The organism is Aquabacter sp. (genome assembly GCF_965279295.1).
GTDB lineage: Bacteria > Pseudomonadota > Alphaproteobacteria > Rhizobiales > Xanthobacteraceae > Aquabacter.
On record NZ_CBDIHQ010000017.1, the window covers coordinates 63,173 to 83,654 of the forward strand.

At 67.0% G+C, this 20,482-nt stretch carries 24 protein-coding genes; 8 read left to right on the top strand and 16 right to left on the bottom strand.

The window, feature by feature from the left end; all coding sequences use genetic code 11:
• Positions 1 to 5: 5 nt before the first annotated feature.
• Together ADADO0_RS14985 and ADADO0_RS14990 are read right to left on the bottom strand one after the other, a co-directional pair.
• Positions 6 to 1,232, bottom strand: a complete 1,227-nt coding sequence (locus ADADO0_RS14985; protein WP_511305974.1) for an argininosuccinate synthase — start codon at positions 1,230 to 1,232, stop codon at positions 6 to 8.
• 34 nt (positions 1,233 to 1,266) lie between these two features.
• Positions 1,267 to 2,115, bottom strand: coding sequence for a phosphatase PAP2 family protein (locus ADADO0_RS14990; RefSeq protein ID WP_511305976.1), 849 nt, complete (start codon positions 2,113 to 2,115; stop codon positions 1,267 to 1,269).
• A gap of 88 nt (positions 2,116 to 2,203) precedes the next feature.
• Here ADADO0_RS14990 and ADADO0_RS14995 point away from each other — a divergent pair, with 88 nt between their 5' ends.
• Complete coding sequence (locus tag ADADO0_RS14995) at positions 2,204 to 2,809, top strand: 2-hydroxychromene-2-carboxylate isomerase (protein WP_511305977.1); 606 nt, start codon at positions 2,204 to 2,206, stop codon at positions 2,807 to 2,809.
• 365 nt (positions 2,810 to 3,174) lie between these two features.
• Here the strand turns inward: ADADO0_RS14995 and ADADO0_RS15000 are convergent, their stop codons facing one another.
• The 4 genes from ADADO0_RS15000 to ADADO0_RS15015 all read right to left on the bottom strand — a co-directional run bounded on the left by ADADO0_RS15000 (position 3,175) and on the right by ADADO0_RS15015 (position 5,979).
• On the bottom strand, positions 3,175 to 3,696 hold the full coding sequence (locus ADADO0_RS15000) for a hypothetical protein (RefSeq protein ID WP_511305978.1): 522 nt from the start codon (positions 3,694 to 3,696) through the stop codon (positions 3,175 to 3,177).
• A 3-nt stretch (positions 3,697 to 3,699) separates the two neighbouring features.
• Positions 3,700 to 4,086 carry a VOC family protein gene (locus ADADO0_RS15005; protein ID WP_511305979.1) on the bottom strand — a complete coding sequence of 129 codons (387 nt, stop codon included), beginning with the start codon at positions 4,084 to 4,086 and terminating at the stop codon, positions 3,700 to 3,702.
• A gap of 14 nt (positions 4,087 to 4,100) precedes the next feature.
• On the bottom strand, positions 4,101 to 5,312 hold the full coding sequence (gene rlmN, locus ADADO0_RS15010; RefSeq protein WP_511305980.1) for a dual-specificity RNA methyltransferase RlmN: 1,212 nt from the start codon (positions 5,310 to 5,312) through the stop codon (positions 4,101 to 4,103).
• Positions 5,313 to 5,454: 142 nt separating this feature from the next.
• Entirely contained in the window at positions 5,455 to 5,979 is a 525-nt protein-coding gene (locus tag ADADO0_RS15015; protein ID WP_511305981.1) for an invasion associated locus B family protein, read from the bottom strand.
• A gap of 211 nt (positions 5,980 to 6,190) precedes the next feature.
• Here ADADO0_RS15015 and ADADO0_RS15020 point away from each other — a divergent pair, with 211 nt between their 5' ends.
• Positions 6,191 to 7,171 carry an NADPH:quinone oxidoreductase family protein gene (locus tag ADADO0_RS15020; RefSeq protein WP_511305982.1) on the top strand — a complete coding sequence of 327 codons (981 nt, stop codon included), beginning with the start codon at positions 6,191 to 6,193 and terminating at the stop codon, positions 7,169 to 7,171.
• 3 nt (positions 7,172 to 7,174) lie between these two features.
• Here ADADO0_RS15020 and ADADO0_RS15025 read toward each other — a convergent pair whose 3' ends face one another.
• The 6 genes from ADADO0_RS15025 to ADADO0_RS15050 form a co-directional block, all read right to left on the bottom strand.
• Positions 7,175 to 7,567, bottom strand: coding sequence for a YkvA family protein (locus ADADO0_RS15025; protein WP_511305984.1), 393 nt, complete (start codon positions 7,565 to 7,567; stop codon positions 7,175 to 7,177).
• A 45-nt stretch (positions 7,568 to 7,612) separates the two neighbouring features.
• Complete coding sequence (locus tag ADADO0_RS15030; protein ID WP_511306537.1) at positions 7,613 to 8,260, bottom strand: MBL fold metallo-hydrolase; 648 nt, start codon at positions 8,258 to 8,260, stop codon at positions 7,613 to 7,615.
• Positions 8,261 to 8,289: 29 nt separating this feature from the next.
• Positions 8,290 to 9,393: an SAM-dependent methyltransferase gene (locus tag ADADO0_RS15035; RefSeq protein ID WP_511305985.1), complete on the bottom strand. Its 1,104-nt coding sequence runs from the start codon at positions 9,391 to 9,393 to the stop codon at positions 8,290 to 8,292.
• A gap of 131 nt (positions 9,394 to 9,524) precedes the next feature.
• The gene (locus ADADO0_RS15040; protein ID WP_511305987.1) at positions 9,525 to 10,361 is read right to left on the bottom strand and encodes an alpha/beta hydrolase; all 837 of its coding nucleotides are present in this window, start codon (positions 10,359 to 10,361) and stop codon (positions 9,525 to 9,527) included.
• A 71-nt stretch (positions 10,362 to 10,432) separates the two neighbouring features.
• Positions 10,433 to 11,770: a DUF3422 family protein gene (locus ADADO0_RS15045; RefSeq protein ID WP_511305989.1), complete on the bottom strand. Its 1,338-nt coding sequence runs from the start codon at positions 11,768 to 11,770 to the stop codon at positions 10,433 to 10,435.
• Between the two features lie 169 nt (positions 11,771 to 11,939).
• Complete coding sequence (locus tag ADADO0_RS15050; protein ID WP_511305990.1) at positions 11,940 to 12,278, bottom strand: hypothetical protein; 339 nt, start codon at positions 12,276 to 12,278, stop codon at positions 11,940 to 11,942.
• A 331-nt stretch (positions 12,279 to 12,609) separates the two neighbouring features.
• On the opposite strand from ADADO0_RS15050, the gene ADADO0_RS15055 reads away from it, so the two are divergent.
• The 3 genes from ADADO0_RS15055 to ADADO0_RS15065 are packed head-to-tail and all read left to right on the top strand — an operon-like array spanning position 12,610 to position 14,098.
• A complete protein-coding gene (locus tag ADADO0_RS15055) occupies positions 12,610 to 13,341 on the top strand; it encodes a heme ABC transporter permease (RefSeq protein ID WP_511305991.1) in 732 nt (243 codons plus the stop codon).
• A complete protein-coding gene (gene ccmD / locus ADADO0_RS15060) occupies positions 13,341 to 13,502 on the top strand; it encodes a heme exporter protein CcmD (protein WP_511305992.1) in 162 nt (53 codons plus the stop codon). The genes ADADO0_RS15055 and ccmD overlap by 1 nt, the downstream gene beginning before the upstream one ends.
• Positions 13,499 to 14,098: a DsbE family thiol:disulfide interchange protein gene (locus ADADO0_RS15065; RefSeq protein ID WP_511305993.1), complete on the top strand. Its 600-nt coding sequence runs from the start codon at positions 13,499 to 13,501 to the stop codon at positions 14,096 to 14,098. The genes ccmD and ADADO0_RS15065 overlap by 4 nt, the downstream gene beginning before the upstream one ends.
• On the opposite strand, the gene ADADO0_RS15070 is transcribed toward ADADO0_RS15065, so the two are convergent.
• The gene (locus ADADO0_RS15070; RefSeq protein ID WP_511305994.1) at positions 14,073 to 14,687 is read right to left on the bottom strand and encodes a septation protein A; all 615 of its coding nucleotides are present in this window, start codon (positions 14,685 to 14,687) and stop codon (positions 14,073 to 14,075) included. The two genes, ADADO0_RS15065 and ADADO0_RS15070, sit on opposite strands and share 26 nt — an antisense overlap.
• Before the next feature lie 66 nt (positions 14,688 to 14,753).
• Positions 14,754 to 15,434 (bottom strand): transglycosylase domain-containing protein, encoded by a 681-nt coding sequence (locus ADADO0_RS15075; protein WP_511305995.1) that lies wholly within the window; start codon positions 15,432 to 15,434, stop codon positions 14,754 to 14,756.
• A gap of 172 nt (positions 15,435 to 15,606) precedes the next feature.
• Here ADADO0_RS15075 and ADADO0_RS15080 point away from each other — a divergent pair, with 172 nt between their 5' ends.
• A complete protein-coding gene (locus ADADO0_RS15080; RefSeq protein ID WP_511305996.1) occupies positions 15,607 to 16,536 on the top strand; it encodes a polyprenyl synthetase family protein in 930 nt (309 codons plus the stop codon).
• A gap of 77 nt (positions 16,537 to 16,613) precedes the next feature.
• Complete coding sequence (locus tag ADADO0_RS15085; RefSeq protein WP_511305998.1) at positions 16,614 to 17,984, top strand: flavin monoamine oxidase family protein; 1,371 nt, start codon at positions 16,614 to 16,616, stop codon at positions 17,982 to 17,984.
• A gap of 87 nt (positions 17,985 to 18,071) precedes the next feature.
• Here the strand turns inward: ADADO0_RS15085 and hemH are convergent, their stop codons facing one another.
• Complete coding sequence (gene hemH, locus ADADO0_RS15090; protein ID WP_511305999.1) at positions 18,072 to 19,112, bottom strand: ferrochelatase; 1,041 nt, start codon at positions 19,110 to 19,112, stop codon at positions 18,072 to 18,074.
• A gap of 22 nt (positions 19,113 to 19,134) precedes the next feature.
• Positions 19,135 to 19,449 (bottom strand): heme-degrading protein HmuQ, encoded by a 315-nt coding sequence (hmuQ, locus tag ADADO0_RS15095; protein ID WP_511306001.1) that lies wholly within the window; start codon positions 19,447 to 19,449, stop codon positions 19,135 to 19,137.
• Between the two features lie 191 nt (positions 19,450 to 19,640).
• On the opposite strand from hmuQ, the gene ADADO0_RS15100 reads away from it, so the two are divergent.
• A complete protein-coding gene (locus ADADO0_RS15100) occupies positions 19,641 to 20,480 on the top strand; it encodes an SDR family NAD(P)-dependent oxidoreductase (protein ID WP_511306002.1) in 840 nt (279 codons plus the stop codon).
• The last annotated feature ends 2 nt before the right edge of the window (positions 20,481 to 20,482 follow it).

The window sequence follows — 20,482 nt, forward strand, 5'->3', positions numbered from 1 at the left end:
TAGTCTCAGGTCGACTTGCGGGCGCGCGCGCCATAGGTGCGCAGGCGCAGCGCGTTCAGCTTGATGAAGCCGGCGGCGTCGCGATGGTCGTAGGCGACCGCGCCTTCCTCGAAGGTCACGAGGTCTTGGTTGTAGAGCGAATAGGGGCTCTCGCGGCCGATGACGCTGACATTGCCCTTGTAGAGCTTCAGCTTCACGCTGCCGGAGACGTAGCGCTGGGAATGGTCGATGGCGGCCTGGAGCATTTCGCGCTCGGGGGCGAACCAGAAGCCGTTGTAGATCAGCTCCGCATAGCGCGGCATCAGCTCGTCCTTCAGGTGCGCCGCGCCGCGATCGAGCGTGATGCTCTCGATGCCGCGATGGGCCACCAGCAGGATGGTGCCGCCGGGGGTCTCGTAGACGCCGCGCGACTTCATGCCGACGAAGCGGTTCTCCACCAGATCGAGCCGGCCGATGCCGTTGGCCTTGCCCAGTTCGTTGAGCTTGGCGAGCAGCGTCGCCGGGCTCAGCAATTCGCCGTCGATGGAGACCGCGTCGCCCTGCTGGAAGCCGACCTCGACGATGGTGGCACGGTCCGGCGCGTCCTCGGGGGAAATGGTGCGCTGGTAGACATATTCCGGCGCCTCGTCGGCCGGGTCTTCCAGCACTTTGCCCTCGGATGAGGAGTGCAGAAGATTGGCATCGACCGAGAACGGCGCTTCGCCACGCTTGTCCTTGGAAATGGGGATCTGGTGGCTCTCGGCGAATTCCAGCAGCCGGGTGCGCGAGGTGAGGTCCCATTCACGCCAGGGCGCGATGACCGTGATCTCGGGTTCGAGGGCGTAATAGCCCAACTCGAAGCGCACCTGGTCGTTGCCCTTGCCGGTGGCGCCGTGGGACACCGCATCGGCGCCGACCTTGCGGGCGATCTCGATCTGCTTCTTGGCGATCAGCGGGCGGGCGATCGAGGTGCCGAGCAGATACTGGCCCTCATAGACCGCATTGGCGCGGAACATGGGGAACACATAGTCCCGCACGAATTCCTCGCGCACGTCCTCGATGAAGATGTTTTCCGGCTTGATGCCGAGCAGGAGCGCCTTGTCGCGGGCCGGGGCCAGTTCCTCGCCCTGGCCGAGATCGGCGGTGAACGTCACCACCTCGCAGCCATAGGTGGTCTGGAGCCATTTGAGGATCACCGAGGTGTCGAGCCCGCCGGAATAAGCAAGCACCACCTTCTTCACGTCGCGGGCCATCGGATCTCTCAAAGGTTCTGAATTTCGGCGCGGACTATAGGCCCGAGCCGCGCCGTGACAAGTGCGTGCGAAGCGCGCGGGCAAGGGTTCGGATGGTGGAGGTGACCGCACGCACGCATGTGCACAGGCCCCAAAGGAGGCTGCGCCACAGGAACCCGACCAGAGCGTGGAGCGCGCGGCCCAGCCGCGCGAGCACCTGCTCGGTCGCGGCGTCGCTCGGGGCGTTCTTTCGGTCGAACAGCAAGAAGCGCGTCCCGGCGATGATCATGATGGTGAGAACCGCCGAAAACACCACGTCGGTGAAGAAATGCCCGCCAAAGGCGATGCGCAACCCGCCCGCCGTGGCGCCGAACAGCGCAGCGGCGCCGATGGCGAGGCCGGTATAGGGCGCCGGCACGAGGCTGGCGGGGGCGATGAGCCAGAAGCCGAGCGACCCCTCGCCGGAGACGAACGAGCAATTGCCGGGGCATTTGCCCTCGGTCGAATACCAGGGATTGAACACGTCCTTGCCGCCGAAGGTTTCCAGGTGCACCGGCCGGGGGCGGCCCCAATGCTCTTTCAGCAGGCTGTTGACGATCAGGCCCGGTCCCAGCGCCATGGTCACGGCGAGCAGCACGGCGGCGCGTGCCGGCATGAACATGCGCCGGCCGGGAAACAAGAGCTTGAGGATCACCGCAGCGAAGGCCGGGCCGGCGAAAATCCAAGGGATGACGTTGGCGGCGGTGCGGAACGCGCGGCTCCACGAGAAGCCGGAGAGATGGAAGCTGCGGGTGCCCGCATCCCAGAACGAGGCCGTGATGGCGAGGTCCCATTCGGGGAAGACGGTGAAGAGGATCGCCACCGCCGCGCCGGTCACAAGGGCGAAAAACACGGCCAGCTTCAAGGGTGCGTCCGCCTCACGGGTTGAGCGGGGCGCTTGCAGGGAGGCGAGCGCCCGTTCCACTATCGCCCCGATTTAGCGTGCGGAGTGCATGATGGCCAGGGCCAGCATCGATTTCTACTATGAGTTCGCCTCGACCTATTCCTATCTCGCGGTCGCGCGCATGGGTCCGCTGGCCGAGGCCGCGCGCGTTGTCGTGAACTGGCGGCCGTTCCTGCTGGGGCCGATCTTTGCCGCCCAGGGGCTCTCCTCCTCCCCCTTCAACGTCTACCCCGAGAAGGGCAAGCATATGTGGCGCGACCTTGAGCGCCTCGCGGCGAGCTATGTGCTGCCGCCGATCGTGCGGCCGCAGCCGTTCCCGGCCAATGGCCTGCTGGCGGCGCGCGTGGCGGTCCATCTCAACGATGCCTCCCGCCCGGCATTCTCACGCGCAGTGTTCAACCGGTCTTTCGCGCAGGGCCAGGACATTGGCGATCGGGAGATCGTCCGACAGGTTCTCGCCGGCTTGGGCCATTTTTGCGACGACGTGATCGCGCAGGCGGAAACCCAGGCCAACAAGGACAAGCTGCGCGCCCAGACCGAGCAGGCCCGCATCGCCGGGGTGTTCGGTGCGCCGACATTCATCACGTCGGACGGCGAGTTGTTCTGGGGCAATGACCGTATGGAGATGGCCCTGGCGCATGCGGCGGCCGGGTAATCTTTGACGACGCCTACGGCTCGACCAGTGACCTCGAAAATTCTAGAATATGAGCTGATCGGGCAAAATGCCAGGGTGGGCCAGCGCCCCGTGTCGAGGTTGGCTCTCGGCACCTGCGGGCGACAGCCTCGCTCGATCACTGGAGGGCATTATGATGATGTGGCTTTTGCCGCGGATTCGCGTGTCTATCAGCATCCGACGAGTGCGGAAGGTGAGATGGACCCTCACCTTCCGCTTGGCTCTCGGCTGATAAAAAGGGGAGAGAGGGGAAACCCTCTCTCTCCACTCCAGAAACATAATATAAGTTGCCCGCGAGTTCAAACGAGGCGTTCAAACGAGGCACGCGCCTGACGTTTGCCAGGGGATCAAGCCGGCGGCAGCGAGGCCGGCGGTGGCGCGCGGGGTGGCAGGATCGTCGCCCGCTCGGCCACAGGGCGCCGAACCGGCTTCCAGAAGCCGGCGCCCCAGCCTGCGATCAGCCAATAGACCAGCCCGCCCGCAAGGCCGGTGGCGAGGATGTAGAAGGGCTCGGTGAGCGGGGCGTCTTCGCCCAGCAGCAGCGGGAAGAGTTGCACGGCAAGGAAGGCCGCCACCACCCCGTTGGCGAGGTGGAAGAGCCATGAGCGCACCGCAAAGGCTTCCGAAAACAGAATGCCGATGGCCGCCAACGTCCAGATGATGCCGAGCAAGGCCACGGTGCTGAAGCCGGCGAGAAGGATAGCGCCGAACACCTCGGGGCCGGCGCTGGGGTTGCTGGCTGTGGCGGCAACGACGGTATCGAGCCGCCATTGCCCGAACAGGATCACGCCCGCCTGCACCGTCGCCGCGATCATCACGGCGGTGGGAATGAGCAGCAGCCGCAGGATCAGGCGGAAAACCGAATCCATCGATCAGGCCGGACCGTGGCAGACGGCTTCGATATTGTGCCCGTCAGGATCGAGCACGAACGCGCCGTAATAATTGGCGTGGTAATGCGGCCGCAGGCCCGGTGCGCCATTGTCGCGCCCGCCGGCCGAGAGGGCTGCGGCATGGAAGGCATCCACCAGGGCGCGTTTGTCAGCGGCGAAGGCAATGTGCAGGCTGCCGGAGATCGCGCGGCCCGAAGCGATCCAGAAATACGGCTTTCGGTCCGACCCGAACCCGGCATGCGACTGCGGCCCGGCCTCGGCATCGATCCGTTCCATGAGGACGGAAATGCCCAGCGGCGCGAGCGCAGCCGTGTAGAATGCGCGAGAGCGTTGAAAGTCGGCAACGGGAAAGCTCAGGTGATCCAGCATGGCGCGCCCCCAGCCTATTCCGCCGCCGCGGCCATGGCGCGCAAGGCGAGGCGCTCGCGGGCCGAGAGCTTTTCGGTCTCGCTCTTGAGCTGGCCGCAAGCCGCGAGGATGTCGCGCCCGCGCGGCGTGCGCACAGGGCTGGCATAACCGGCACGGAACACGATGTCGGAGAACCGCTCGATGGTCTCCCAATCCGAGCATTCGTATTTGGTGCCGGGCCAGGGATTGAACGGGATCAGGTTGATCTTCGCCGGCACGCCTTCCAGCAGCTTCACCAGAGCGCGGGCATCCGCCGGGCTGTCGTTGACGCCCTTCAGCATGACGTACTCGAAGGTGATGCGCTTGGCGTTGGAGGCGGGCGGATAGGTGCGGCACGCCTCGATCAACTGGGCGATGGGGTATTTCTTGTTGATCGGCACCAGCACGTCGCGCAACTCGTCGCGCACCGCGTGCAGCGAGATGGCGAGCATCGGCCCGACCTCGCGGCCGAGCTTCTCGATTTCCGGCACGATGCCGGAGGTGGACACCGTGATGCGCCGCTTGCCGAGGCCCAGGCCGTCGCCGTCCGAGAGGGTCTCGATCGCCTCGGCCACCGAATCATAGGCGTAGAGCGGCTCGCCCATGCCCATGAAGACGATGTTGGTGACAAGGCGCTCGCCCTCGGTGGGCAAGCCGGGGCCGACCGCGCGGTCGCGGCCGGGATAATCGCCGAGCTGGTCGCGCGCCACCATCACCTGCGCGACGATCTCGGCGGCGGTGAGGTTGCGCACCAGACGCTGGGTGCCGGTGTGGCAGAACGAGCAGTTGAGCGTGCAGCCCACCTGGCTGGAGACGCAGAGCGTTCCGCGATCCCGCTCCGGGATATAGACGGTCTCGATTTCGTGCGGCTTCTCGCCGGGCGTGTCCGCCGGCATGCGCAGCAGCCATTTGCGGGTGCCGTCCTGCGACACCTGCTCCACCACGATTTCCGGGCGGGCGAGCGAATACACCTCGACGAGGCGCGCCCGCAGGTGCTTGGAGACGTTGGTCATCTCGTCGAACGAGGTGGCGCCGCGCAGATAGATCCAGTGCCAGAGCTGACCCGTGCGCATGCGGCGCTCGCGCTCCGGCACGCCAGCGGCCACCAGGGCATCGCCGAGCTTCGCCCGGTCGAGGCCGACGAGGCTGGGCAGCGGCGTCCCCGCAGAAAGAGCGGGGGCCGGAAGGGTGTCGATAACGAGCGTCATGGGCCACACATAGCGATTTCGCGGCCTCTCCGCCACAGCGGGAGCGCGATGCGCCTCAGTTCTGAAGGGTTGGCCCCTTCAGAACAGCTAAATTGCGGCGACGTTCGGGCCGAGGCGGTGCCTGCCGGCCTCTATCTCAGCTTTACTTGCACTCCTGCGTCGCCCGGTCGAGCGCTTGGCCGATGCCGCTGAGGGAATATTTGTCGGTGGTGACGTTGCCGCGCGTGGAGGTGGAGGCGATCGTCAGGTCCTTGCCCTTGCGCATGGCGTCGACCAGCTTGCCCTCCTCGGCCACGTTGCGCACCCAGGCGCCCTGGTCCTTGGTGTAGAGCTGGAATGACTGCGAGCCGATGGTCAGCTTCGATTCGCTGCCGTCCTTGAGCCCGAAGCCCATGGTGATGCTGACCTCGTTCAGCACCTTCTCGCCGGGGCGGGTGCTCACGAAGAAATAGGCGGGATCGCGATTGAGGCCGCCCGGCAAGCGGTCCTTTGGCTGGGACAAGGCGTAGCAGACCTTGGAGTTTCCCGAACCGCCGCTGTAGACGCCCCAGTCCCCGAACTGGGCGACGGGCTTCGGCTGGGCCTGGCCCTGTGCGTGGGATGCTCCCGCGGCAAGCACGACGAGCGCGGCGCCGAGGAGGGCGGAGCTTGCGCGGAACGGAGCCATGGCTTCTCCTATTGGGTGGGCGGCGGCAACGACCGCTCGGCCAAGAATGTGTCAGCAGCGTCTGCGCATGCCCCTAAAGGTGGACGCAGACAAAAAAATGGCACACAGACGCGTTTCGGTTTCCTTAACACAGGTCGCGGCTTACACCGCACCCGGGGGTTTCAACCGCCCACAGGATGCGCCGGTTTCACCCAAAACATGAGGAAGTGCGATGAAGGCTGTCCTGTGCGAGCGTCATGGCCCTCCCGAGACCCTGTCCGTGCGGGATTTGCCCGAGCCGGTGGCCGGACCGGGCGAAGTGGTGGTGGATGTTGCGGCGATAGGCCTTAATTTTTTCGACACATTGATCATCCGCGACCTCTACCAGGTGAAGCCGCCGCTGCCGTTTTCCCCTGGCGCCGAATTTTCCGGCCATGTGCTGACGGTGGGACCCGGTGTCACGGGCCTTTCCGTCGGCGACCGCGTGGCCGGCTATATGACGTCCGGTGCGGCACGCGAGCGGGTGGTGGTCGCGGCCGAACGGCTGGCTGTGGTGCCCGATGATCTGGATTTGATCAAGGCGGCGGCTGTGATCGTCACCTATGGCACCGCGCTCTACGCCCTGCGCGACCGGGGCGGGCTGAAGGCGGGGGAGACGCTCGCGGTTCTCGGCGCCGCCGGCGGGGTGGGGCTCGCGGCGGTGGAACTCGGCAAGGTGCTGGGTGCCCGCGTCATCGCCTGCGCGTCCTCGCAGGACAAGCTGGACTTCGCGCGGGCGCACGGCGCCGACGCGGGCATCGATTACACGACCGAGGACCTGAAGACGCGGCTCAAGGAGCTGGGCGGGGAAAAGGGCATCGACATGGTGTTCGATCCCGTCGGCGGCGAGCAGTCCGAGCAGGCGCTGCGGGCGCTGGGCTGGGGCGGGCGGCTGATGGTGATCGGCTTTGCCGCCGGCGCCATTCCCAAGCTGCCGCTCAATCTGCTGCTGCTGAAGAATTGCGACGCGCGCGGCGTCGCGTTCGGAAACCAGGTGCGCAAGGACGCGGACTGGGCACGCTCCGCCACGCAGGAGCTGATCGGCTACGCCCGCTCCGGGCAGATCTCCGCCCATGTGGACGCGACCTTCCCCCTGGAGGAGTGCGCCGAGGCGCTGCTTGAGATCGCCGGCCGCCGCGCCAAGGGCAAGCTGGTGCTCACCACCGGGCGCTGAGGCTCAAGCGTCTTCGGCGCGCATGGTGTCGAGGGCGGAGCGCGCCGCGTCGTGGTGGTGCGGCTGGATGTGGGCGCCCAGCAGCCGGATCGCCCCGAACAGCACCGCCGCATCGTCGCCGAAGCCGATGAGCGGCAGGATGTCGGGCATCGCGTCGGCAGGCATCAGGAAATAGGCGAGGGCGCCCAGGAGCGCGGCGCGCACCTTCAGCGGGGTGGCGCGGTCGAACGCCGCGAAATAGGCGGCGGTCGCATCCTCGGCGAACGGCACGCCTGCCGCGTGGCGCTTGAGCTTGCTCCAGAAGCGGCGCTTGACCGTCGTCTCGTCCCGCTCCGCCTGGCCGCGCGCTTGCGCGTCGAGGGATTCCCAACCTGAATTTTCGTGTGTCCTGCTCATGAAAATTCAGATGGGGACGTGCGAGGCCGGCGCAAGAGCCCAGCGTCAGCGCGGCAGGAAAGGATTTGTCGCTTTCTCATCGCCGATGCTGGTGATCGGCCCGTGCCCTGGCACGCAAACCATATTGTCGCCCAGCGGCAGCAGCTTGGCGGTGATCGCTGCGATCAGCTGGTCGGAACTGCCATAGGGAAAATCGGTGCGGCCCACCGACCCCTTGAACAGGGTGTCGCCGACGATGGCGACGCCGCTCGGCGGATGGACAAACACGATATGGCCCGGCGTGTGGCCGGGCACGTGGAGCACGTCGAGTGTCAGATCGCCCACGGTCACGGTTTCGCCCTCGGTCAGGGTGCGCGCCGGCACAAAGGCGCGGGCTTCCGGGAAGCCGTATTGCGCCGCCATGGCGGGCAGGCCGTCGATCAGGAACTGGTCCGCCGCGTGCGGGCCCTCGATCGCGACGCCGAGATCGTCCGCCAACTCGGCGGCCCCGGCCGCATGGTCGACATGGCCGTGGGTGAGCAGGATTTTTTCGATTGTCACGCCGGTTTCCGCCAGCGCCGAGCGGATGCGCGGCAGGTCGCCGCCAGGATCGATCACCGCGCCCTTCATGGTGGCGGTGCACCACAGGATGGAGCAGTTCTGCTGGAACGGCGTGACGGGCACGATGGCGATCTGGAGGGGCAGCATGGGAATTCCGCTCGAGGGATAAGAAGACCGCGCGGTCAGCCGGCCTTCTTGACGATGAGGCCGAAGCAGGTGGAGGCGAAGCCGTCGACCATCAGCTTGATATGGTTGGACCCGGCCTTCCACGATTCCACCGTATCGGGCATATCCCCGGCGAACGGGGGAAGGTCGATGAACTTGTCGAGCGGGCCATCCCCCACATCGAAATCCAGAGGGGCCACGGCGTGGCCTGCGGCGGTCAGGCGCTCAGTGAGTTCCATGAAGTGACGGCGCTGGAACAGCACCGTCGGCCAGTTGTCGATGGTCGCGTCGTCGCGCAGGAAATTGAACTCGGTGGTGTGGACCGCGAGCCCGCCGGGCCGGACCGTCGCAAGCGAATTCTCGATGAAGCGCAGGCCGTGGCCGATGCTGCCGAGATGTTCCAGCGCGCAGATCGACCAGCAGAAATCATAGCCGGCCAGGGTCTTGTCGATGGCGTTCATGTCGACGAACTTCAGGGCCACGTGGCGGTCGAAGGTCGCGCGGTCGACAATGTGGGCCATGTAGGCCTTGTCGAGGGTTGAGGTGTGCTGGGTGCTGCTGACCCAGCCGCGCTTGGCGGCTTCCGCAGGGTCGAGGTCGGTGACGGTGACGTCCACGCCCATCGCCGCCATCAGGCTCGGGAGGGGCTCCTCGCCGCAGCCGAAGCCCAGGCCGCGCGCGCCGGGTTTGAGAAGGCCGTGTTCGTGGAACGCCTGAAGGGCGTAACATAGCTCCCACACCTTGCGGTGATAGACCGGGGCGATACCGAGTTTGCCGCACCAATAGGCGACCCATTGGGATTCGAGGTCGCTCTGGGTCGAGGGCTTGGAGCGCAGCGCGGTGAGGCCGGGCTCATCAGGCGCGACCCGGCGGCGCTCGTCGTAAAGGCGCCGGGCGAGGTCGTAGCCGAAGAACTTGAGGCTGAGCTTGATGCCCTCCAAGTCCTTGGCGATGCCCCAGAGCGCGTTGATGTTCGGGCTTCCGTCCCCCTTCACGAGTGCCAGGAGGCTCTGAAGCTTTTGCTCTGTCGAAGGCTCTTTCATGGCACCCCACGTTCCCCAATTCGCCATTTCATAGGCCTTCGAGACGAACGAACCGCCGAAATCAGTGCGGTGAGCCATATCACATCCGCAAGCCTCCGCTCCATGGCGCCGGAACGCTGCACGTCGTGCTGCCCCTTGAAGGGGAAGGTGTCGTTATGCGCGGTCACGTCCTCTCCCGCTTGCAAGCGGGAGAGGGAACGCGACTGACATCAGCCCCGCGCAGCTGCATCTCGCGCCTGGGCGGCGAGGGTGGTGACCAGTGCGGACCGCGGATCCGCCATCTGCTCGACCACGGTGAAATGGTTCGCCCCCTCGATCGCGTGGTACGACGTTTCAACGCCCTTGGCGGCCCATGTCGCTGCAAGGTCATGGGCCTGGCGGCGCAGTTCCGCGCTTTCCTCTCCACCGACATAAGCCTCGAACACGCGATCCTTCGGCACATCCCAAAACACGGGCGACAGGCGCTCGGCTTCATCCTGGGACAGGCGCAGCTTGTCGTTCATGCTGGTCTGCACCAGCGGCGCCACCTCATACACGCCTGATATCCCGACACCGGCGGTGACGATATCGTCCGGGCCGCGCACGTCGAGTTCGTGCCATCGGGTCGCGGTGAGGGCTGCTGCCAGATGGCCGCCGGCCGAATGCCCGGCCACGGCGACACGCCGATTGATGCGGTGGTAGAGGGTCACTGCTGCGCCGCGCACCTGGTTGATGATGGTAGCGAGCGGCGCGTCCGGCGCGAGATCATAGCCGGCGAGGGCAACGGCGACGCCGTTTTCCAGCAGGCCTTGGGCGACGAACGATACGTCGCGCGGGTGGGAATATTGCCAATAGCCGCCGTGGATATAGAGCACCACCGGCGCGGTGCGGCTGGTGTCGGGCCAGAGAATATCCAGGATCAGGCGCGGGGTGGGGCCGTGCGGCACACCGAGATCGGCGGCGGCCGCCTGACCGCGCAGGGTCGCGGAGCGCGTCTTCCAATCCTCAAAAATCTCGCTCCATTCAGGCACACGGGCGCGATTGTTGTATTCACTTTCGTAATCCAAAGGGCGTCCTCCCCGGCCATCGGCCGTTCTGTCTTGCTAGGTGAAACGATGTGAGGGGGAGATCGGGTCCCCTAATCGTGGTCGCCGTGGGCGTTCCGGATGCGCCGGACCATCCACCAGACCATGAGCACGGCCACCGGCACCGCGAGCGCCGTGATGGCTCCGGGATCGAGCGTGAAGCCCAGCCGCGCATCAAGCCCGCCCTGGTGGATGCCTTCCGCCGTCAGGTGCACGAGGCTGGCGACATAATAGCTGATGGCCGCGACGGAGAGCCCTTCAACCGTGCGCTGGAGGCGCAATTGCAGGCGGGTGCGCTCGTTCATGGAGGCGAGGAGGTCGCGGTTCTGCTGCTCCACCTCAACGTCGACGCGGGTGCGCAGCAGGTCGGCGGCGCGGGCCAGCTTGGCGGAAATATTGGCTTGCCGCTCCTCCACCGTCGCGCAGGTGCGCATGGCGGGCGCCATGCGCCGGTCGAGGAATTGCTGCCAGGTGGGAAAGCCGGGCACCGGGTTCTCGCGGATGGTGGCGAGGCGCAGGCGGACGATTTCCTGGTAGGCCCGGCTGGCGCCGAAGCGGAACAGCGAGGCGGTGGCGCCGGCCTCCAGTTCCGCCGAGAGCCCCACCAGTTCGTCCAGCATGCGATTGTTGGCAGCGAGCCCTTCCGAGCGGCGCATGGCCCCCGTGAGCCGCGCCAACTGCCCCTCGATGCGGGCGATCTCGGGGGAGAGGCGCTGCGCCTCGGGCAGGCCGAGCAAGGCCAGCAGGCGATAGGTCTCGGTTTCCAGCACCCGCTGCACAAGCGCCCCCGCGCCGTCCGCCCCCAGGCCCCGGTCGCGGATCAGGACCCGCACGAAGCCGGCCGGGTCCGCCTTAAAGTCGGTCGCGATCTCGCCGGCCCCGTCGTTCACGTCCGAACGGGCAAGGCTCGCGGGGTCGAACAGGGCATTGAGCTGGAAATCCTCGGCGGTATCCGCGACCAGATGCAGATCTACCGCCACCAGAAGCGGGCCGGGTTGTGGGATTTCCGCCAGAACCCCGGCAAGTGCGGAGCCCGGGGGAAAGAACGGCAGTTCGCCGGGGGCGGGCGCGGAGGCGGGGAAATCCCAGGTGTAGGTGATGAATTCTGCGTGACTTTCCCAGCGCAGCGTCGCCCCGCCCAACTCCACCCTGTGGTGCTTAGCGCCCGCCAGGGGCGGCGGCAGGCCGCGCTCGGTGCAGAATATGTCCATCTCGGCGCGGGCGGCCAGAGCCGCTGCCGGATCGCTGAGGAACGCCACATGCAGGAAGCGGCGGGGGGTTGTCGCGGGGAAGAAGGGGCGCGCGTGAAGCTCTGCCAGCACAGACGCGCGCAGCGGATGCGACGCCAGTGCCCGGCCTTCACCAATGCGGATATCCGCCCCTGCGTTCATGTCCCGCTCCCCGGTTGAACGGTGCTGACACGCACTGCGCCGGGTTTCAAGTGCTTAAGCGCGGGCGTCGGTGTAACGGTGCGGGAAGCGTCGGGCACAAACGCGATCACCCCCGCCGTTGCCGGCGGGGGTGATCGACGCGAGAATGTTTCTCAAAGATATAAATGCGTCAGTTGCTGCTGCCGCGCACCGGAGCGCCGCTGGTCTGGGCGTTGCCGCCGTGCGGATCGGCCGGGGACATCGTGGTGCCGGGTTCCGCCGTGCGGGTGCTGCGGGCGCTGCCGGAGGTGCCGGTGTTCTGCGGAATGCCGAGCACGCCCTTCACGCCGCCAGCAACGCCGCCGCCGACAGCGCCCACGGCACCGCCGACCGCACCGCCCACCGGACCGGCCACATCGTTACCCATCGCGGCGCCCTGCTGAGCGCCGCGAACCACGCCCTGCGCCGCGACGGGGGTGGTCGCGAGAGCGGCAACGCCAATCATGGCGGCAATAATCTTTGCCTTCATGGTTTAATCCTCCGTTTCTGGAGATAGCAACGGGCCAGGACGGCGAAGGTTCCGCATGGGTAATGCTGGGGAAACGAAAACTCTGTGCGAGACGAATGCTTCCGGCCTTCGGCGGGACCCGCGCGCGATGACGCGCTGCGCCCTCTCCCGCTTGCCGTGTCTCTCCGAAAGGGGATCGGGCTATTTCTCCGGGAACAGCGCAATGCCCCCTCGGAGAGGTGACACCCGCCCAACCCTTTCCCCTGATGAATTGGCCGGCACGCGGGGGCGTGACCGCACGCCTCCGGCGCGGCCTCTCCCCGCCGCCCGAAAGATCGTCTAGAACGCCTCCATGGCCTTTCTCGACCTTGCCAATCCAACGCGGTTTCTCGCCTGGTCCGCCCGCATCCTGCCATGGCTGGCGGGCGCGGCGGTCGTGCTGCTGGCGCTCGGCCTCGGCCTCGCCTTCCTGGCGCCGGGAGACTACCAGCAGGGCGAGACTGTGAAGATCATGTACATCCACGTCCCGTTCGCGTGGCTTGCCATGTTCGGCTATTCGCTGATGGCGGTGTCCGCACTGGGTGTCCTGGTGTGGCGCCATCCCCTGGCGGACGTGGCGCATAAGGCGGCGGCGCCGATCGGCGCCACCTTCACCTTTCTCTGCCTCGTCACCGGCTCGCTGTGGGGACGGCCCATGTGGGGCACCTATTGGGTGTGGGACGCACGCCTCACCTCGGTTCTCGTGCTGCTGCTGCTGTATCTCGGCCTGATCGCACTGCGCTCGGCGGTGGACGATCCCAGCCGCGCGGGGCGGGCGGCGGCGGTGCTCACCTTGGTGGGCGTGGTGAACCTGCCGATCGTGAAATTCTCGGTGGACTGGTGGAATACGCTGCACCAGCCGGCCTCGGTGTTCCGCATGGATGGGCCGACCATCCATGCCTCGCTGCTCTACCCGCTGCTGATCTGCGCGCTGGGCTTCACCTTCCTGTTCCTGACGCTGCATATGTACGCCATGCGCACGGAAATCCTGCGCCGGCGTGTCGAGGCGCTGGAAGCGCGGGCGGCGGCGGAGGTCACGGCGTGATGAGCCATCTGGCCTTCATCGCCGCAGCCTATGGCGTCGCCACCGTTGGGCTTGCGGCTCTGACCATTCATCTGGTGCTTGATAACCGCGCCCAGCGGCGGGCGCTGGCGGAGCTTGAGGCGCGCGGCGTGCGCCGCCGCTCGGATCGGCCCCGTCTATGACCGGCCAGACCGAGGCGGGGGGACGCCGCCGCTTTCCGCTGCTGCTGACGATCCCGGCGATCTTGTTCGTGGCTTTAGCGGGCCTGTTTCTGGTGCGGCTGTTCGCGGGCGATCCGTCCCGGATTCCCTCCGCCCTGATCGGCCGCCCGGCACCCACGGCGAGCCTGCCGCCCTTGCCGGGGCTGGTCCGCGATGGGGTGGCCTTGCCGGGCCTCTCGGCCTCCACCTTCGCCGGCAAGGTGACATTGGTGAATGTGTGGGCCTCCTGGTGCGCCCCCTGCCGGGAGGAGCACCCCCTGCTGATGGCGCTGTCGCGCCATCCGAATCTGCAAATGGTCGGCATCAACTACAAGGATGCGCCGGACAATGCGCGGCGCTTCCTCGGCCAATACGGCCTGCCCTTTTCGGCCGTTGGGGTCGACCCCAACGGGCGGGCGGCCATCGACTGGGGCGTCTATGGCGTGCCCGAAAGCTTCCTGGTGGGGCCGGACGGGGCGATCGCCTACAAATTCGTCGGCCCGCTCAATGAGGCGACGGTGAAGGACGTTCTGCTGCCCCTCGTGACGAAACTCAGCGCGGCGCCTCCGGCGCGGTAGTCGGCGCATCGGCCTCCGGCGCCTTGAGTTCGTGACGGGTCATAAGCGGGGCCTGGGCGAAGGCGAACACCACCGTGAGCGGCAGGTAGCCGAAGGTCTTGAAGCTGACCCAGGTATCGGTGGAGAAATTGCGCCACACGATCTCGTTCACCACCGCCATGATCAGGAAGAACACGCCCCAGCGCAGCGTCAACTGGCGCCAGCCGGTTTCGGTCAGGCTCACCATGCCGTCGAACACGTAAGGAAGCAGCGGCTTCTTGAAGACCAGGCCGCCGAGCAGGGCAATCCCGAACAGGGCGTTCACCAAAGTGGGCTTCATCTTGATGAAATGGTCATCCTGGAGCACCAAAGTCAGCGTGCCGAACACCATAACCACAAGCGCCGAGATCAGCGGCATGACGGCAATGCGCCGCGCCAGAACCCACATGGCGCCCAGCGCCAGGACGGTCGCGACCATGAAGGCGCCTGTGGCGACATAGATGCCACCGTAAGAATTGCCGATGAAGAACAGGACCAAAGGTCCGAGTTCCAAGGCGATCTTGAGGCCGGGGCTCATCTTGCGGCGGGCGGGCGATGCGGTGTCGGTCATGAAATCCTCTTGATGCCCCTTCTGCCGGCCCCGCGCGGCGGGATCAAGGCGTTTCGCTTCTGCGGGTCAGCGCGCGAGCCCGAGGCACGCGACGATATCCGGCCCCTCGGAGACGGTGCGCGTCTCCAGCCGCCCGGCGAGACGCCGCAGTCCTGGGCCTGGCTTGCCGGCATCGCGGGTGTGGGGGTTGGGCAGCATCACCGCCAGCAGCGCGGCCTGGGAGGCGTTGACTGCGCGCGCCGGGATGCGGAACGCGCGCTGCGCGCCGGCCTCGACCCCGAACTCCCCGTCCGGCCCCCACTCGGCGATGTTCAGGTAGATTTCCAGCAGCCGGCGCTTGCTGAGCACCAGATCGAGCCAGAGGGCCAGCGGCAGTTCCAGGCCCTTGCGGATGAACGAGCGGCTGTTCCACAGGAACAGGTTCTTGGCGAGTTGCATGGGGATGGTGGAGGCGCCGCGCGCCTCGCCGATCTCGTCGTCCGCCCGGTCGATAGCGGCCTGGATTTCGGAGAGGTCCACGCCCCAATGGGTGCAATAGCTGGCATCCTCCGAGGCGACGACGGTGCGCACCAGCACCGGCGACATCTGCGAGATGGGCGTCCACACCCGCTCCACGCGCTCGCCCGTGACCCAGCGCCAGAGCATCAGGGTCGAGACCGGATTGACGATGCTGTAGAGCACCGAGAGCGCGAACGGGATCGCTGCAATGAGAACCAGCGCCAGGACAATGATCTTCAGACGCCGCATCCCCACACCCCGATCGTTTTCGGCATCAACGGCCCAGCCGAAGCTGTGGTTCCAAGAAGCGGTTCCAAGAAGCGGTTCCAAGAGCCGCCCTGCGTGTTTGACGGCAAGTGCTTGACCGGGGCGCCCCATTGAGGCACCGGAGCGGGCAAGGTCAATCTCCAATGGCAGCTCCGTGACCGAGGCTCTGTTTCACACCCGCCTGAAGGCCGCCGCCGACCTCACCGAGGTCCGGCTCGAGCGCGCGCTCGGCGCTCTGCCGCTGGCCGGCGAGCGGCTGCGGCCGGATCTGCTTTTGGTCGCCATGCGCCATGGCAGCCTGGACGGCGGCAAGCGGCTGCGGCCCTTCCTGGTGCTGGAAAGCGCGGCGCTGTTCGGCGTTGCTCCGGAAGCCGCCATCACGGCGGCAGCGGCCATCGAATGCGTGCACTGCTATTCGCTGATCCACGATGACCTCCCCGCCATGGATAACGACCTGCTGCGGCGCGGCCGCCCCACAGTCCATGCCGCGTTCGGCGAGGCGGCGGCGATCCTCGCCGGCGACGCGCTGCTCACGCTGGCCTTCGATCTGCTCGCGGCCGAGGACGCGCACCCCGACCCGGCGGTGCGCATCGCCATGGTGCGCGTGCTGGCGCGGGCGTCGGGCGTCGGCGGCATGGTGGGCGGGCAGATGCTGGATCTCGCCGCCGAGGGGCGTTTCGCGGGCGGCACCCCGCTGACGCTCGCCTTGGCGGAAATCCGCGATCTCCAGGCGATGAAGACCGGCGCGCTGCTCGCCGCCGCCGTGGACATGGGGGCACTGCTCGGCGCCGCCAGCGAGGCCCAGCGGGAGGCGCTGGCGGCGTATGGACGGGCTCTGGGCGCCGCATTCCAGATCGCCGACGACATTCTCGACCTGGAGGGGACGCAGGAGACGGTGGGCAAAGCAGTGGGCAAGGATGCGGAGGCCGGAAAGGCAACCGTGGTCGCGGCCCTCGGCCGGGACGCCGCCGGCACGCTTCTGGGGACCCTGGTGAGCGCGGCTGAAACCGCTCTCGCGCCGTTCGCTCCACGCGGCGCCATCCTGACCCAGGCCGCCCATTTCGTCGCCGACCGGAAAAGCTGAGACTGGCTCTCCCGTCGATGCTGTTCGATGCTGTCCCCTTCGCCCTTCACCGCCACCCGTGATAGCCTCGCCGCGCTGTGACACACCGACCGCCCCTCTCCCTCATCAGCCGCCGCGCCTTCATGGCCGGCGCGACCGCGCTGCCGCTGGTTTCGCTCAGTGCCGTCCGGGCGCTCGGACAGGCATCGGGGCAGGTGGATGTGGTCATCATCGGCGCCGGAGCGGCTGGGATCGCCGCCGCACGCCGGATGGCGGCGGCCGGCCGGACCTATGCGCTGCTGGAAGCCACCAAGCGGCCCGGCGGGCGGGCCATCACCGACACCGCCATCTTCGGCCGTCCGTTCGATCTCGGCGCCGCCCGCCTTTATAACCCGACCGCAAATCCCCTGGTGGAACTGGGCACCGCGGCCGGTGCTCCACTCTATCCCGCGCCCGGCGCCGCCCGGCTCTATGTCAACGGGCGAGAGGCGCGCGAGGGAGATTACGAGGAGTTCGTCTCCAGCGTCCGGCGCGGCGAGCGGGCCATCGGCGCCGCCGGCGATGCCGGGCGCGACCTTCCCGCCGCCCGCGTGCTGCCGGATCTCGGCCCCTGGGCGGCGAGCGCCAATTTTGTGATGGGGCCCTATATCTGCGCGAAGGATCTGGACCAGGTCTCCAGCGTCGATTTCTCGCGCGCCGAGGAACGGGACGCGGGCGCGTTCAGCCGCACCGGCGTGGGCGCCCTGGTCGCGGGGCTGGCCGCCCAGCTTTCCGTGCGGTTCGAGACCGTGGCGACCGGGATCGACCTTGGGCCGCGCCTCGTCCAGGTGAGCACGAACAAGGGCACGCTCGCCGGACGCGTCGTGATCCTCGCGATCCCGCCCAGCATCATCAACGCTGGGAAGCTGCGCATTTCGCCCGGCCTGCCGATGCGCTATCGCGCGGCGGTGGAGCGCATCACGCTCGGCGCCTACGATCACATCGCCTTTGAACTGCCGGGAAATCCGCTGCGCCTGCCGGATGATGAAACGGTGCAGATCAAGGCGCAGGACGCCCGCACGTTCGCGCTGGTGGCGCGGCTCGGCGGCTCGGACATCCACATGCTGGAGGTCGGCGGCAAGTTTGCCCAGCAGCTTGCGGACGGGCCGCCCCAGGCCGGCGCGGCCTTCCTGAAGGAGGCGCTGACCCGCGAGTTCGGTGCCTCTGTCGCCGGCAAGGTCGGCAAGGTGCATCACACCCGCTGGACCAAGGAGCCGTTCGCGCTGGGCGCGTGGTCCGGTGCACTGCCCGGCGCCGGCAACCTGCGGCGCGCCTTCACCGAGACGGTCGCCGGCCGGCTGCTGTTCGCGGGCGAGCACACCCACGAAACCCTATGGGGCACGGTGCACGGCGCCTGGGCCTCCGGCGAACGCGCGGCAACCCAGGCCCTGCGCCTGCTGGGCGTGGGCAGCGCGACGCTGACCCCTTAAGGGACGTGTTGCGTTACGCGGGGCCCAAAGCCCCACTAGACGCTCCGCACCGCGCTTTCGCAGACGTCTCGCAATGGGAAATACGACCTACGCAATCCAGCCCGACAATTCTCGGCGCACCACATGCTCGATCACCCGCATGCCCTCGACGCTGTCGTTGAGGCAGGGGATGGCGGCGAACTTCTCCCCGCCATTGTGCATGAAGATTTCGCGGTTCTCGCCGCCGATCTCCTCCAGCGTCTCCAGGCAGTCTGCGGTGAAGCCGGGATTGACGATGGCGATGCGCTTCACGCCGCTCTTGGCCAGGGCTTCGACGGTCTTGTCGGTGTAGGGCTGGAGCCACTCCTCGGTGCCGAAGCGCGACTGGAAGGTGAGGCGGAAACGCTCCGCGCTCATTCCAAGCCGCGCCTGCATGAGCCGCGCGGTCTTCACGCACTGACAGTGATAGGGATCGCCCTTGGCGAGGTAGGATTGCGGCACGCCGTGGAATGAGGCGAGGATGACCTCGGGCTCGAAATCCAGCTTGGCGAGGCTGGCTTCCAGCGAGGCGCAGACGGCGTCGATATACACCGGATCATCGTGCCAGGGCGGCGCCACCCGCAGGATGGGTTGCCAGCGCATGGTTTTCAGCGCGTCGAACGCCTTGTCGCACACGGTCGCCGTCGTCGCGGCGGCATATTGCGGGTAGAGCGGCACGATCAATATGCGCTCGCAGCCCTGCTTCTGGAGCGCCTCAAGGCGCTCGGCGATGGGCGGCTTGCCGTAGCGCATGGCCCAGTCCACGACGATGCGCGGGTCATCCGGGGCGATGGCTGCGGCGAGCTTTTCCGCCTGGGCGCGGGTCGTCGTCTTGAGCGGCCCCTCGTTCAGCGCCTTGTTCCAGATCGTGTCGTAGTCCTTGCCCTTCGGCCCCGGCCGCTTGGTGAGGACGATCAGGTTCAGGATCAGCCACCACACCACGCGGTTGACCTCGATGACCCGCCGATCCCACAGGAACTCTTTCAGATAGGCGCGCATGGACCAATAATCGGTGGCCTCCGGCGTGCCGAGATTGACCAGCAGCACGCCGATGCGGCCGAAGGCGACCTTGGGATGACCCGGCGGGAAATGGTCGGCGGCTTTCAGCATGGAAACCTCGTTCACAGGCAACTTAAGCGCTCTGGGACAGGACGGATTCAAAGCCCTCGAACTCGGGATGCCCGAGATAGTGGACCTTGTTATTGCCGGCACCGCGATGGGCGGCGCGGAACGCCTCGGAACGGGTCCAGGCCTCGAAGTCGTCTTTGGTTCGCCACAGGGTGTGGGAGGCGTAGAGGACATGGTCCTCCTTCGCAGCGCCCTTCAGGAGATCGAACGTCATGAAGCCGGGAACGGTGGAGAGTTGGCTGTCGCGTTCCCGCCAGATGCGCTCGAACTCGGCTTCCGAGCCCGTTTTCACCTTGAAGCGGTTCATGGCGACAAACATGGGGTCTCTCCGTTTCGTTGCACGCCGGGGCGTGCGCCGCGTGGCGCTGACGCGCTCGTGTCTCGCGCGCTATTGTCTGGGCAAGTCTATCCCGCCCTTGCGCCGGCCGCGCAAGGGCGCTCTTTTTCGCACCCAAGGTTTCCGCATTCGCGGCGCGCGGCGCGCGCCGGCCGAGCTACAAGGAGCGCGTCATGCCTTCAAATGGGTTTTCCCACCCCGCTCTCACATCAGGTCGCGTCGCGGTGATAACGGGCGGCGCCTCAGGCATTGGGCTGGCCGCGGCCAAGCGTTTCGCGGCCCTTGGCATGAAGGTCTGCATCGTCGATCTGCCCGGTGATAGGCTCGATCTGGCGCGGGACGAGATCGGCGGCGAGAGCGTGGCGTTTGCCGCCGACGTGAGCCGCCGGGAGGATATCGAGCGGCTGGAGCGTGAGGTGCGCGCGGCGTTCGGACGCGTCGATGTGCTGATGAACAATGCCGGCATGCACGGCGCCCCCATGTTCGCGGACCCGGAAAGCTGGCGCCGCGTGATCGATGTGAACCTGTGGGGGATCATCCACGGATCGCAGGTGTTCGCCCCCGGTATGATCGCCCAGGGTACGCCGGGCCTCATCATCAACACCGGCTCGAAGCAGGGCATCACCACGCCGCCGGGCGATGCCGCCTACAATGTCTCGAAAGCCGGTGTGAAGGTTTTCACCGAGGCGTTGCAGCACGAATTACGCAACACCGAAGGCTGCCAGGTGAGTGCGCATCTGTTCATTCCCGGCTTCGTCTTTACCGGGTTGACGGCAGGCAACCGGAGCGAAAAGCCGGCCGGCGCCTGGACGCCTGAAGAGACCGTGGACTTCATGCTGGAGCATGTGGACGCAGGCGACTTCTATATTCTTTGCCCCGACAACGACGTGACGCGCGCCGTGGATGCGCGCCGGATACTCTGGGCGGCGGGCGATATCGCGGAAAACCGTCCGCCGCTGTCGCGCTGGCACAAGGACTATGGCGACGCGTTCGCCGCCTTCCTCAAGGCGTGACC